Origin of the sequence: Olleya marilimosa CAM030, from assembly GCF_000518485.1 — a bacterium.
Classification (GTDB): Bacteria; Bacteroidota; Bacteroidia; order Flavobacteriales; family Flavobacteriaceae; genus Olleya; species Olleya marilimosa.
On sequence record NZ_JADR01000007.1, the window covers coordinates 225,811 to 239,596 of the forward strand.

Below are 13,786 nucleotides of genomic sequence, written 5' to 3' on the forward strand. Positions count from 1 at the left end.
AAAATCAATAAAATTATGTATCTTTGCAGCGTTGCAAGAGAAAAACTGAAATTGAGGGGACTAAAAGTCCCCTCTTTTTATACTTAAAAATGTTTATAAATACAGTCAAAAGTTTACTAGAGGAAGCCTTAACAGAGCGCAAAGATTTATTTTTAATAGATTTTAGTGTTAATGGAGAGAATGCTATTAATATTATAATTGATGGTGATCAAGGTGTTAAAGTTGAAGATTGCATGTTTATTAGTCGTGCAATAGAGCATAATATTGATAGAGAAGAGCACGATTTTGCGTTAGAAGTAATGTCGTCTGGTGCAGCTGCTCCTTTAACGTTGCCAAGACAGTATCCAAAGCATATTGGAAGAACTTTAGGTGTTAAGACAACTACTCAAAAAATTGAAGGTGTTTTGACTGAAGCTAATGAAGATGAAATAACTTTAGAGTGGAAAGCTAGAGAGCCAAAACCAGTTGGTAAAGGTAAAGTTACAGTAAATAAAAAAGAAAATATTGCTTACAAAGATATTGTAGAAGCAAAGGTTATTATAAAATTTTAATTCAAATAGAGTTATGGAAAATATAGCGTTAATTGAATCTTTTTCAGAGTTCAAAGACGATAAATTAATAGATCGTGTCACCTTAATGGCTATTTTAGAAGATGTATTTAGAAATGCATTGAAGAAAAAATTTGGAGATGACGATAATTTTGATATTATTATAAACCCAGATAAAGGAGATTTAGAGATTTGGAGAAATCGTGTTGTAGTTGCAGATGGTGAAGTTGAAGAGCCTAATCAAGAAATCTCGTTAACTGCAGCAAGAAAAATTGAACCTGATTTTGAAGTAGGTGAGGATGTATCTGAAGAAGTTAAATTAATCGACTTAGGTCGTCGTGCTATTTTAGCATTACGTCAAAACTTGATTTCAAAAATTCATGAACATGATAATACTAACGTGTTTAAGCAGTTCCAAGAATTAGTTGGAGATTTATATACAGCAGAAGTACACCACATTCGTCACAGAGCTGTAATTTTGTTAGATGATGAAGGTAACGAGATTATTTTACCAAAAGATAAACAAATACCTTCTGACTTTTTTAGAAAAGGAGACAACGTAAAAGGTGTTATTGATAGTGTAGAGCTTAAAGGAAATAAGCCAACAATCATTATGTCAAGAACATCACCAAAGTTTTTAGAAAAACTTTTTGAATCAGAAATACCAGAAGTGTTTGATGGTTTAATTACAATTAAAAACGTGGTTCGTATCCCTGGAGAAAAAGCTAAAGTAGCGGTAGACTCTTACGATGACAGAATTGATCCTGTTGGAGCATGTGTCGGAATGAAAGGGTCTCGTATTCATGGCATAGTTCGTGAGTTAGGTAACGAAAATATTGATGTAATTAATTACACTAATAACCTACAACTTTATATTACTAGAGCATTAAGTCCTGCAAGAGTAACATCAATCAAGATTGATGAAGAAAACAAACGTGCAGAAGCAATCTTAAAGCCAGAAGAAGTAAGTAAAGCAATTGGTAGAGGAGGTCACAATATTAGATTAGCAGGTCAATTGACAGGTTATGAAATAGACGTACTAAGAGAAGGTGCTGAAGAAGATGTAGAATTAAGAGAATTCTCTGATGAAATCGAAGAGTGGATCATCAAAGAATTTAGTAAAGCAGGTCTAGATACAGCTAAGAGTATTTTAGAGCAAGATGTGGCAGATCTAGTCAAAAGAACTGACTTAGAAGAAGAAACAATTTTAGATGTTATTAGAATTCTTAAGGAAGAGTTCGAAGATTAACATATATTTGGAAAAAAAAAGAATAAGGTTAAAGGCAATTTATGGCTGAAACAATTAGATTAAATAAGGTATTACGTGAGCTTAACATCTCTCTTGATCGCGCTGTAGAATTTTTAGATTCTAAGGGTGTAGAGGTTGAGAAGCGTCCGACTACTAAAATTTCAGAAGAAACGTACAGTATTCTTTCAAATGAATTTCAAAAAGACGCAAGCAAAAAAATGGCGTCTCAAGAGGTTAATGAAGCGAAGAACAAAGAGAAGGAAGAGCTACGTATTAAACGCGAAAAGGAGTTAGAAGAAAAGCAAAAAGCAGAAGAAGCTATCAAAGCTGCTAAAGCTGCTCAGCTCAAAAAAGAGGAAGAAGTTATCAAAGCTTCTAAGGCGCTTTCTGGACCTAAAACTGTTGGAAAAATAGATTTAGATTCAGGTAAAAAAGTAGCTAAAAAGGAAGAGGCAGTTCCTGAGCCTAAAAAAGAGCCTGTAAAAGTTGAAAAAACTTCAGAAGCTAAAGAAACGCCGAAGGTTGAAACCAAAGTTGAGGCTAAGACTGAATCTAAACCAGAAGCAAAAGTTGAAGCTAAACCTGTTGTTACACCTAAAAAGGAAGTTGCTAAGCCAAAGGAAGAAGAGAAGCCTCAGGAACCTGTTGAAGAAACTTTGAAAACTAAGTATACAAAACTTACCGGACCAAAGATTGCAGGAGAAAAAATTGACTTGTCTCAGTTTAACAAGCCTAAAAAGAAAAAAGAAGATCCTAAAAAAGATGATAACGCTAATAAAAAGAAGCGTCGTCGTATATCTAAACCAGGAGATAACAGAACATCTTCATCACCTGCTAGAGGTGGTAACGACAGATTTAAAGGTAAAAAACCAGGTGGTCGTAAATCAGGAGGTCCTGTTGTTAAAGCAGAACCTAGTGAGGAAGAAGTACAAAGACAAGTACGTGAGACTTTAGAGAAGTTACAGGGTAAATCATCTAAAGGTAAAGGTGCTAAGTATAGAAGAGAGAAAAGAGATCAACATAGAGAGCAATCAGAAATCGATCAGCAAATTGAAGCTGCAGAAAGTAAGATACTTAAAGTTACAGAGTTTGTTACAGCAAACGAAATAGCTACGATGATGGATGTTCAAGTAACACAAATTATCTCAGCTTGTATGTCTTTAGGTATGATGGTAACAATGAATCAGCGTTTAGACGCCGAAACTATTGCTATCGTTGCAGAAGAATTTGGATATAAAACTGAATTTGTTACAGCCGATATTGATGTTTCAGTAGAAGATGTTGCGGATAAACCAGAAGATTTAAAACCTCGTGCCCCAATTGTTACAGTAATGGGTCACGTTGATCATGGTAAGACATCTTTATTAGATTACATCCGTAAGGAAAATGTAATTGCTGGAGAGTCTGGAGGTATTACTCAGCATATTGGTGCTTACGGTGTACAATTAGATAACGGTCAAAAAATAGCATTTTTAGATACACCAGGTCACGAAGCCTTTACAGCGATGCGTGCACGTGGTGCTCAAGTTACAGATATTGCTATTATTGTAGCAGCAGCGGATGACGATATTATGCCTCAAACAAAAGAAGCAATATCTCATGCACAAGCAGCAGGTGTTCCTATTGTGTTTGCAATAAACAAGATTGATAAGCCTCATGCTAATCCAGAAAAAATTAAAGAAGGTTTAGCACAAATGAATTTACTTGTAGAAGATTGGGGTGGAAAAATCCAGTCTCATGATATCTCTGCAAAAGTAGGTACAGGTGTTAAAGAATTATTAGAAAAAGTATTACTTGAAGCTGAATTATTAGAGCTTAAAGCTAATCCTAATAAGCCAGCTGTAGGAACAGTAGTGGAAGCCTTTTTAGATAAAGGTAGAGGATACGTGTCTACAGTATTAGTACAAGCTGGTACATTACGTGTTGGAGATTATGTCTTAGCAGGTAAGAATAGTGGTAAAGTTAAAGCTATGCAAGATGAGCGTGGTCATGATGTGCAGGAAGCTGGACCATCAACACCAGTATCTGTATTAGGTTTAGATGGTGCACCTCAAGCAGGTGATAAGTTTAACGTATTTGCAGATGAGCGTGAAGCTAAGCAAATTGCAACTAAGCGTACACAATTACAACGTGAACAAGATGTAAGAACAACTAAAACATTAACGTTAGCCGAAATTGGTCGACGTATTGCTTTAGGTACATTTAAAGAGCTTAATATTATCCTTAAAGGAGACGTGGATGGTTCTGTTGAAGCATTAACAGATTCTTTCCAAAAACTATCTACAGAAGAAATTCAAGTAAATATTCTTCACAAAGGTGTTGGTGCTATTACAGAAAGTGATGTATTATTAGCAACAGCTTCAGATGCAATTATTATTGGATTTAATGTGCGTCCTGTTGGAAATGCACGTACAATTGCAGACAGAGAAGAAGTTGATATTAGAACATATTCTATCATTTATGACGCCATAAACGATCTTAAAGACGCAATGGAAGGTATGTTATCTCCAGAAGTTAAAGAAGAGATTACAGGTACTGCTGAAATTAGAGAAATATTTAAAGTTTCTAAAGTTGGTACTATTGCAGGTTGTATGGTAATGAATGGTAAGATTTTTAGAAACTCTCAAATACGTTTAATACGTGATGGAGTTGTAACTTATACAGGTGTTTTAGAATCGCTTAAACGATTTAAAGATGATGCCAAAGAAGTCTCTAAAGGATATGATTGTGGTATGCAAATTAAGAACTACAACGATATTAATGTTGGAGATGTTATTGAAGCTTTCCATGAAGTAGAAGTTAAGAAAAAGCTTAAATAAACTTAAGTAAACTATATAAAAAAAGCGATTCATTTGAATCGCTTTTTTTTGTTTTAAACTAAATTATATTATTCTTTTTCTTTTTTAGGCTTAAAGATAAAGGCATCGGTAAATTTTTTCTGCACGTCTACTAAAGCTCTCTCTGCTTCTAATCGTGTTCTAAAGCTGCCAACCCATACTTTATAGTTTGGTGTTTCAAATACAAGCTGAGAGCGTATCTTACCATTGCTATTTTCAAATTTAGATTTAATACTTTCAGCGCTACCTAGATTCCCTGAATATATTTGAATTTTATATCGGTCACTATTTTTATCGTCTTTATTCATATCCTTTTTTATCTCTAATAATTTAGCGATAGCAGGATCTTCATTTAATATTACCGTTCCACTTTGAGCCATGCTAAATGTAGAAAAACATATTGTAATTAAGGAGGTTAAGCAAAAGGCTTTTATTTGTATTATTTTCATTTTTAATGGTATTTAATGCAAATGTAAATGTATTAAACTAAAAAGTGCTACAATTTATTATTTAGAATTTATCTAAATTAGCAATTAAGACTTCTTTAAGATTTTAAAAATCGACTTTAAGTATTACTTTTGCGTAACGTTTTTCCAACTGTATTTAATATATAGTTATGAAAAAATCATACCAAAGTTTAGAAGTAAATTCAATATATAATATGAAACAGGTGATTCACCGTAAGTTAAGTAGCAACTATCTTCGTTTAAGCTTAATTTTTTTACTAGCATTCTCAACCTCAATGTTCGCTCAAGAAGGCGATGCAGTTGTAGGTAAATCTTTATTTAACGCCAATTGTATAGCTTGTCACAAGTTGGACAAAAAAATGACAGGTCCTGCTTTACGTAAAGTAGAGTCTCGTTTGGCTGATACCGAAGATTTAGATAGAGAATGGTTGTACAAATGGATAAAAAATAGTGCAGGACTTATTAAATCTGGAGATGCATATGCAAACAAGATTTATAATGAGTACAATGGTGCTGCAATGAGTGCGTTTCCTACTCTTACTAATGCAGATATTGATAACATCTTAGCATATACTGCTACAGAGCCAACTGCTGCTCCTGTGGCTGCAGGTGATCCTACTGTTACTAGTTCGTCTAATGCATCTTCTGAAGGAGGTATTTCTAATAAAATAATTTTAGGAGCATTAGGTGTTTTATTTGCATTGTTAGCGGGAGCCTTATTTTTAGTTAACAAGACACTTCGTAATTTTGCTGAAGCAAAAGGTGTTGAGTTGTCTGAGACTACAAAGCGTACACCAATATGGAAAGCATTTGTTCAAAATCAATTTTTAGTTTTGGTATCAGTTGTGGTGTTGTTGTTGTCTAGTGCTTATTTTGTATATGGTTTCTTTATGCAGGTAGGTGTTAATCAAGGTTACGAGCCTATTCAGCCTATACATTATTCACATAGAATTCATGCAGGTGAAAATGGTATTGATTGTAAATACTGTCACTCTTCTGCTAGAGTTAGTAAGCATTCAGGTATACCTTCATTAAATGTTTGTATGAATTGTCATAAATCTATTTATGAAGTTGCTGCCGAAACGCAAGCTGAAGGATTATCAGAATATGGAGTAGATTACAATGCTGAAATCAAAAAACTTTATAATGCAGTTGGTTGGGATGATGCAGAACAAAAGTATACAGGAAAAACAGCTCCAGTTAAATGGATTCAAATTCATAAATTACCAGACTTTGCATATTTTAATCACTCGCAACACGTAGTGGTTGGAGGTGTAGAGTGTCAAACTTGTCATGGTCCTGTTGAAGAAATGGAAATTATGTACCAACATGCGCCATTAACAATGGGCTGGTGTATAAACTGTCACAGAGAGACAGATGTGAAAGTTAAAGACAACGCATATTACACTAAAATCCATGAGCAACTTTACAAAAAGTATGGTAAGGATAACTTTACTGCAGCTCAAATGGGAGGTTTAGAATGTGGTAAGTGTCATTACTAAAAACAAGATTTTTCTTTTCCTTTAAAATGGAAAACCTTAAAATAATTAATAAAGAAATAAATTCAATTATATAATATGTCATCAAACAAGAAATACTGGAAAAGTGTTGAGGAGCTAAAAGATAGCTCTATTGTTGAGACGCTAAAACAAAACGAATTTGTTCAAGAAATTCCTACTGATGAGTTCTTAGGTGATAAGGAAACGTTAGAGGCTTCTTCAACAACACGTCGTGATTTCTTAAAGTATGTTGGTTTTAGTACAGCAGCTGCTTCTTTAGCAGCGTGTGAAGGACCAGTAGTTAAGTCAATACCTTACGTAGTACAGCCAGACAGAATTGTTCCTGGTGTTGCAAATTATTATGCAACAACTATTGCTAATGGTTTTGATTTTGCAAGTGTTTTAGTTAAGACTCGAGAAGGTCGTCCAATTAAGATTGAAAATAATACTTTAGCTGCTACTAATGGTAGTGCCAATGCTAGAGTTAATGCTTCGGTTTTAGACTTATATGATAGTACTAGAGTGCAAGGACCTAAAAAAGGTGGTGCCTCTATTTCTTGGTCAGATTTCGAATCTGAAACGACAACAGCATTAAATAATATAAAGAATTCTGGAAAGCAAATTGTTTTGTTAACTCAAACTTATGCAAGTCCTTCAACATCAAAATTAGTTGCGGAATTTACTGAAAAGTATGGTAATGTAAACCACGTGGTTTATGATGCTATTTCAGAGTCAGCTGCTTTGGATGCTTATCAGGCTATGTATGGTGAGCGTGGTTTAGCTAATTATGACTTTTCTAAAGCAATGACAATTGTTTCAGTAGGAGCAGATTTTCTTGGTGATTGGCAAGGTGGAGGTTTTGACTCTGCTTATGCTAAAGGACGTATACCAGTAGATGGTAAAATGTCTCGTCATATTCAGTTTGAGTCAAATATGTCTCTTTCTGGTGCTAATGCAGATAAGCGTGTACCTTTGACACCTTCTCAACAAAAACTTGCTTTGGCACAATTACATAGTTTAATTGTTGGTGGATCTGTAAATGCTAACGCGTTACCTGCTAAGATTAAAGAAGCAGTACAAAAAGCAGCTTCAGAATTAATTAAAGCTGGTAGTAATGGTGTTTTAGTAACAGGTATTCAAGATGTGAATGCGCAAACTGTTGCTTTAGAAATTAATAAAAAACTAGGTAGTAAGGCTTTTGATCCTAAGACGCCTATAAAAACTCGTCAAGGAAATAATAAATCAGTACAAACTTTAATATCTGACATGAAAGCAGGTAAAGTAGGTGCAGTTATTATGAGCGGAGTTAACCCAATGTATACATTAGCTAATGCTTCTGAATTTGCTGAGGGTATAAAAAATACAACATTGTCTGTGGCTTTCACTTCTAAGGAAGATGAAACAGCTTCACTAGTACAATATATTGCAGCAGCTCCTCATTATTTAGAATCTTGGGGTGATGTAGAATTAAAGAAGGGTCACTTTGCGTTAATGCAACCAACTATAAGACCTTTATTTGATACAAAACAGTTTCAAGATGTTTTATTAAAGTGGAATGAGAATAGCACTTCATTTAATGAGTATATCAAAGCAACTTGGAAAGAAAGTATTCTTAATGGAAGTTCTTACAATCAAGCACTTCATGACGGATCATTTGTTAGCTCAGCTCCAATTATAGAAGAGGTAGCAGAAGAAATTTCTGAAGATGAATTACCAGCTAGCAATGCAGCTAGAGCGTTAGCATCTTCTGCAAAAACAAATGGTACAGAATTAACATTATATTCTAAAGTTGGAATGGGTGATGGTCAACAGGCTAATAACCCTTGGTTACAAGAGTTTCCAGATCCAATTACTAGAACATCATGGGATAACTATTTAACGGTTTCTAAATCTGATGCCGAAGCTTGGAATATAGTTAACGAAAATGACTCAACAGGTGCTTTAAATGGTAGTTATGTTAACCTTAAATTAGGTAATACTACATTAGCTAATGTACCAGTTATCATTCAGCCTGGTCAAGCAAAAGGATCTGTAGGTTTAGCATTTGGATATGGTAGATCAGCTGGACTTAAAGATGAAATGAAAACAGGTGTAAATGCTTTTACACTTTATAAAGATTTTAATACTGTTCAAAGCGTATCTATTGAGCCTGCAACTGGAATGCATGAATTTGCATGTGTACAATTACAGAATACCTTAATGGGTCGTGGTGATATTATTAAAGAAACGACTTTAGAAATATTTAATACCAAAGATAAGCACTATTGGAATGAAGTTCCTATGGTATCTTTAAATCACCAAGAAACTCCAGTTACTTCTCCTGAAGTTGATTTATGGGATGAATTTGATCGTTCTATAGGTCATCACTTTAACTTATCAATAGACTTAAACGCTTGTACAGGTTGTGGAGCATGTGTTATCGCTTGTCATGCTGAAAACAACGTGCCAGTAGTTGGTAAAGAAGAAATTAGACGTAGTCGTGATATGCATTGGTTACGTATTGATAGATATTATTCTTCTGAAGATACTTTTGCAGAAGATGATGCAAAAAAAGAAGGTTTCTCTGGGTTATTTGGAGATAATGGTTCTTTAGGAGGTTTTGGAGAATTAGAAGATCCTGCAGATAATCCTCAAGTAGCGTTCCAACCAGTAATGTGTCAACATTGTAACCACGCACCTTGTGAGACTGTATGTCCTGTAGCTGCTACAGCACACGGTAGACAAGGTCAAAACCATATGGCATACAACAGATGTGTGGGTACAAGATATTGTGCTAACAACTGTCCATATAAAGTAAGACGTTTCAACTGGTTCTTATATAATGGAAATGATGAGTTTGATTACCACATGAATAATGACTTAGGTCGTATGGTAATTAATCCTGATGTTACTGTACGTTCTCGTGGTGTAATGGAAAAATGTTCTATGTGTATTCAAAAGACACAAAAAACGATTCTTGATGCTAAGCGTGATGGACGTGAGATTAAGGACGGAGAATTCCAAACAGCTTGTTCAGCTGCATGTAGTAGTGGAGCAATGGTATTTGGAGATATTAACGATAAGGAAAGTAAAGTTGCAAAACTTTTAAAAGACGATCGTATGTATCACTTATTAGAAAGTGTTGGTACTAAACCTAATGTTCAGTATCATACTAAAGTGAGAAACACGAAAGAAGCATAAAAAGATTAATTAATAAACAATTATAAAGGATTATGGCGTCTCATTACGAAGCACCTATTAGAAGACCTTTGGTTACAGGTGAGAAATCTTACCACGATGTAACTGTAGATATCGCAGCACCTGTTGAAGGTAAAGCTAACAAACAGTGGTGGATTGTATTTTCTATTGCACTTGTTGCTTTTCTTTGGGGAATAGGTTGTATTATATACACCGTTTCTACAGGAATCGGAACTTGGGGTCTAAACAGAACAGTAAACTGGGCTTGGGATATTACTAACTTCGTTTGGTGGGTTGGTATTGGTCACGCAGGAACATTAATTTCTGCAGTACTATTATTATTCCGTCAAAAATGGAGAATGGCAATTAACCGTTCTGCTGAAGCAATGACTATTTTCTCAGTAGTACAAGCAGGTTTATTCCCAATTATTCACATGGGTCGTCCATGGTTAGCATATTGGGTTTTACCAATACCTAATCAGTTTGGTTCATTATGGGTAAACTTTAATTCACCTTTACTATGGGACGTATTTGCAATCTCAACGTATTTATCAGTATCATTAGTTTTCTGGTGGACTGGTTTATTACCTGACTTTGCAATGTTACGTGATAGAGCTATTAAACCTTTCCAAAAGAAAATTTATAGCTTATTAAGTTTTGGTTGGACAGGTCGTGCTAAAGATTGGCAACGTTTTGAAGAGGTTTCTCTTGTGCTTGCAGGTTTAGCTACTCCGTTAGTACTTTCAGTACATACCATTGTATCTTTTGACTTTGCAACTTCAGTTATACCTGGATGGCATACAACAATCTTCCCTCCATACTTTGTGGCAGGTGCGATTTTCTCAGGATTTGCTATGGTAAATACATTACTTATCATCATGAGAAAAGTATGTAACCTAGAAGACTATATTACAGTACAACATATAGAGTTAATGAATATTGTTATCATGCTTACAGGTTCTATAGTTGGTGTGGCTTACATAACAGAGTTATTTGTAGCTTGGTATTCTGGTGTAGAGTATGAGCAATATGCGTTCTTAAACAGAGCAACAGGTCCTTACGCTTGGGCTTATTGGATGATGATGAGCTGTAACGTATTTTCTCCGCAATTTATGTGGTTTAAAAAATTACGTACAAGCATAATGTTCTCATTCTTTATTTCGATTGTAGTAAACATAGGAATGTGGTTTGAACGTTTTGTAATTATCGTTACATCTTTACACAGAGATTATTTACCATCATCATGGACTATGTTCTCACCAACATTTGTTGATATTGGTATATTTATTGGAACAATTGGTTTCTTCTTTGTACTTTTCTTATTATACTCTAGAACTTTCCCTGTAATAGCACAAGCAGAGGTTAAAACCATTTTAAAATCTTCTGGAGATCGTTACAAAACCATCAGAGAAAGAGGAGATAGTTTAGTAGGTACTGGATCAGATGCCAGAACTTCTGTAGTTAATAATAATGAATCAAAAAACATAAAGTAGCATATGGAAGCTTCAAAAGTAATTCACGCTATTTATAACGATGACGATGTGTTAATGAATGCAGTTAAGAAAGTTAAAGCTGCAAAACATCAAATCGAAGAGATATATACACCTTTTCCAGTTCACGGACTAGATAAGGCGATGGGATTAGCTCCAACACGTTTAGCTATTTGTGCATTTTTGTACGGTTGTGTTGGTTTAACAGTAGCAGTTTTAATGATGAATTTCATTATGATTGAAGATTGGCCTCAAGATATTGGTGGTAAACCTAGTTTTAGTTACCTAGAAAATATGCCAGCATTTGTACCAATTATGTTTGAGCTTACTGTGTTTTTTGCAGCCCATTTAATGGTAATAACATTTTACTTAAGAAGTAAGATGTGGCCTTTTAAAAAAGCTGAAAACCCAGATCCTAGAACAACTGATGACCATTTTTTAATGGAACTTCCAATTCATAATAATGAACTTGAATTACAAAGTTTATTATCAGAAACTGGAGCAGTTGAAATTAACGTAGTAGATAAAGCACATTAATTAGATAGAATGAAACATTTAATTAAAATATCAATAATAGCCTTAATTGCAATATCGTTTACTTCTTGTAATAAGAGTTCTCGTCCAAACTATCAGTACATGCCTAACATGTATGAGTCTGTTGCATACGATGCTTATCAAGAGTCTGATGCATTTGCAAATGGAGTAGAAGCACAATTACCAGCTGATGGGACTATACCTAGAGGTTATACACCTTTTGAGTATTCAAACGATATAACAGGTTATGATTTAGCTAAAGCTGAATTAAAATCTCCTTTAGATTCCACTCAGTTTGATGAGCCTAGAGCTAAAGAGTTATATAACATTTATTGTGGTATTTGTCATGGTAATAAAGGAGACGGTAAAGGTAATCTTGTTAAAAGAGAAAAAATCCTTGGTGTACCTAGTTACGACGATGCAGGAAGAGCCATTAACACAGGTAGCATTTATCATGTAATGTATTATGGTAAAAACTCAATGGGATCTTACGCTAACTTTTTAAGCGAGGAAGAACGTTGGCAAGTAGTTGCCTATGTTGAGAAATTAAAGGCAGACTTAGAAAAATAAGATTTAGATAAAGTTTATATATAGATATGTACACACTTTCAAATAGACTAAAATTAGTTTCACTAATCCTAATCATAGTAGGAGCTGGATTATGGGGAACAGGTTATTATTCATCTCACCACGTTACTTTAGATAACGTTAAAACGATGTTAGCTGAAGAAGCAAGTCATGGTGGTCATGGTGATAGTCACGCAACTGTAACTGAAGATACACATGCTTCAAAAGATTCTCATAGTGATAATGCTTCACATGCTGATGCTGATGCACATCATGGTGATGAGCATGCAGAACACGTAATGCACCAAATTCACAATAGACCTTATTCAGCATTATATATTGCTGCATTTTTCTTTATGATGATTGCTTTAGGTGCTTTAGCATTTTACGCTATTCAATTTGCTGCACAAGCAGGATGGTCACCTCTTTTATTTAGAGTAATGGAGGGTATCACCTATTACGTGCTGCCAGGAGCATTAATAGTATTGGCAATAGCTGTTTGGGCTGGAGATCATATATTTGTTTGGATGAATCCAGATATGGTTAATCCCGAAAGTGATAAGTTTGACAAATTAGTTGCAGGTAAATCAGCATGGTTAAATACAACTGGGTTTGTTATTAGAGCATTAATTTTTATTGGAGGATGGTCTTTATATAGATACTTTGCTCGTAAATTTTCTTTAGCTCAAGATCAAGCACCTGAAGGTGACAGAAGTAACTTTAAAAAGTCTTTCCGTATTGCAGCAGCTTTTTTAGTCTTCTTTATTTATACTGAGTCTATGATGTCTTGGGACTGGATAATGAGTGTTGATCCTCACTGGTTTTCTACATTATTTGGATGGTATGTATTTGCAGGTATGATGGTATGTGCTGTAACAGTTATGGCTATGATTACTATCTATTTGAAATCTAAAGGTTTATTACAACAAGTTAATGATAGTCATATTCATGATTTAGCTAAGTTTATGTTCGGATTTAGTATTTTCTGGACTTACCTATGGTTTTCTCAGTTCATGTTAATTTGGTACTCAAACATACCTGAAGAAGTAACTTATTTTGTAACTAGAATAGAAGATTACAACCTTCCTTTCTTTGGAATGATTGCAATGAATTTCTTATTTCCTCTTTTACTATTAATGAATAGTGATTACAAACGTATTCCTTGGTTTGTAGTTATGGCAGGAGTTGTCATATTAGCAGGACACTATATCGATATTTTTAATATGATTATGCCAGCTACTGTAGGTGATAGATGGTTTATCGGTATGCCTGAAATAGGAGCAATTTTATTGTTCGCTGGTTTATTCATGTTTATTGTATTCTATGCAATATCTAAGCAACCACTTATAGCTAAAGGAAATCCTTTTATCAAGGAGAGTGAACATTTCCATTATTAATAAAAAATAAAATAAAGAAGA

Annotated in this window: 10 protein-coding genes; 9 read left to right on the forward strand and 1 reads right to left on the reverse strand. The window is 34.4% G+C overall.

Going from position 1 to position 13,786, the window contains the following annotated elements; all coding sequences use genetic code 11:
* Positions 1–89 precede the first annotated feature (89 nt).
* Genes rimP through infB form a run of 3 tightly spaced genes read left to right on the forward strand, consistent with a single transcriptional unit; the run spans position 90 to position 4,616 of the window.
* Positions 90–551 carry a ribosome assembly cofactor RimP gene (gene rimP / locus M890_RS0109845; protein WP_028283375.1) on the forward strand — a complete coding sequence of 154 codons (462 nt, stop codon included), beginning with the start codon at positions 90–92 and terminating at the stop codon, positions 549–551.
* Positions 552–564: 13 nt separating this feature from the next.
* Positions 565–1,797, forward strand: a complete 1,233-nt coding sequence (gene nusA / locus M890_RS0109850) for a transcription termination factor NusA (protein ID WP_028283376.1) — start codon at positions 565–567, stop codon at positions 1,795–1,797.
* A 41-nt stretch (positions 1,798–1,838) separates the two neighbouring features.
* Positions 1,839–4,616 (forward strand): translation initiation factor IF-2, encoded by a 2,778-nt coding sequence (infB, locus tag M890_RS0109855; RefSeq protein ID WP_028283377.1) that lies wholly within the window; start codon positions 1,839–1,841, stop codon positions 4,614–4,616.
* Between the two features lie 68 nt (positions 4,617–4,684).
* Here the strand turns inward: infB and M890_RS0109860 are convergent, their stop codons facing one another.
* Entirely contained in the window at positions 4,685–5,083 is a 399-nt protein-coding gene (locus M890_RS0109860; protein WP_028283378.1) for an SPOR domain-containing protein, read from the reverse strand.
* 212 nt (positions 5,084–5,295) lie between these two features.
* Between M890_RS0109860 and M890_RS0109865 the strand changes: the two genes are divergently transcribed.
* From M890_RS0109865 to M890_RS0109890, 6 genes are all read left to right on the forward strand, one after another.
* Positions 5,296–6,603, forward strand: coding sequence for a c-type cytochrome (locus tag M890_RS0109865; RefSeq protein ID WP_028283379.1), 1,308 nt, complete (start codon positions 5,296–5,298; stop codon positions 6,601–6,603).
* 75 nt (positions 6,604–6,678) lie between these two features.
* Positions 6,679–9,780 (forward strand): TAT-variant-translocated molybdopterin oxidoreductase, encoded by a 3,102-nt coding sequence (locus M890_RS0109870; RefSeq protein ID WP_028283380.1) that lies wholly within the window; start codon positions 6,679–6,681, stop codon positions 9,778–9,780.
* A 32-nt stretch (positions 9,781–9,812) separates the two neighbouring features.
* Positions 9,813–11,270, forward strand: coding sequence for an NrfD/PsrC family molybdoenzyme membrane anchor subunit (gene nrfD, locus M890_RS0109875; protein WP_028283381.1), 1,458 nt, complete (start codon positions 9,813–9,815; stop codon positions 11,268–11,270).
* A 3-nt stretch (positions 11,271–11,273) separates the two neighbouring features.
* On the forward strand, positions 11,274–11,804 hold the full coding sequence (locus M890_RS0109880; RefSeq protein ID WP_028283382.1) for a DUF3341 domain-containing protein: 531 nt from the start codon (positions 11,274–11,276) through the stop codon (positions 11,802–11,804).
* A gap of 9 nt (positions 11,805–11,813) precedes the next feature.
* Complete coding sequence (locus M890_RS0109885) at positions 11,814–12,371, forward strand: c-type cytochrome (protein WP_028283383.1); 558 nt, start codon at positions 11,814–11,816, stop codon at positions 12,369–12,371.
* Between the two features lie 26 nt (positions 12,372–12,397).
* Positions 12,398–13,765: a hypothetical protein gene (locus tag M890_RS0109890; protein WP_028283384.1), complete on the forward strand. Its 1,368-nt coding sequence runs from the start codon at positions 12,398–12,400 to the stop codon at positions 13,763–13,765.
* Positions 13,766–13,786 lie beyond the last annotated feature (21 nt).

Excerpts from the sequence above, each read along its gene's own strand:
- rimP (WP_028283375.1), top strand. The coding sequence starts at position 90 with ATGTTTATAAATACAGTCAAAAGTTTACTAGAGGAAGCCTTAACAGAG.
- nusA (WP_028283376.1), top strand. The coding sequence starts at position 565 with ATGGAAAATATAGCGTTAATTGAATCTTTTTCAGAGTTCAAAGACGAT.
- infB (WP_028283377.1), top strand. The coding sequence starts at position 1,839 with ATGGCTGAAACAATTAGATTAAATAAGGTATTACGTGAGCTTAACATC.
- M890_RS0109860 (WP_028283378.1), bottom strand. The coding sequence starts at position 5,083 with ATGAAAATAATACAAATAAAAGCCTTTTGCTTAACCTCCTTAATTACA.
- M890_RS0109865 (WP_028283379.1), top strand. The coding sequence starts at position 5,296 with ATGAAACAGGTGATTCACCGTAAGTTAAGTAGCAACTATCTTCGTTTA.
- M890_RS0109870 (WP_028283380.1), top strand. The coding sequence starts at position 6,679 with ATGTCATCAAACAAGAAATACTGGAAAAGTGTTGAGGAGCTAAAAGAT.
- nrfD (WP_028283381.1), top strand. The coding sequence starts at position 9,813 with ATGGCGTCTCATTACGAAGCACCTATTAGAAGACCTTTGGTTACAGGT.
- M890_RS0109880 (WP_028283382.1), top strand. The coding sequence starts at position 11,274 with ATGGAAGCTTCAAAAGTAATTCACGCTATTTATAACGATGACGATGTG.
- M890_RS0109885 (WP_028283383.1), top strand. The coding sequence starts at position 11,814 with ATGAAACATTTAATTAAAATATCAATAATAGCCTTAATTGCAATATCG.
- M890_RS0109890 (WP_028283384.1), top strand. The coding sequence starts at position 12,398 with ATGTACACACTTTCAAATAGACTAAAATTAGTTTCACTAATCCTAATC.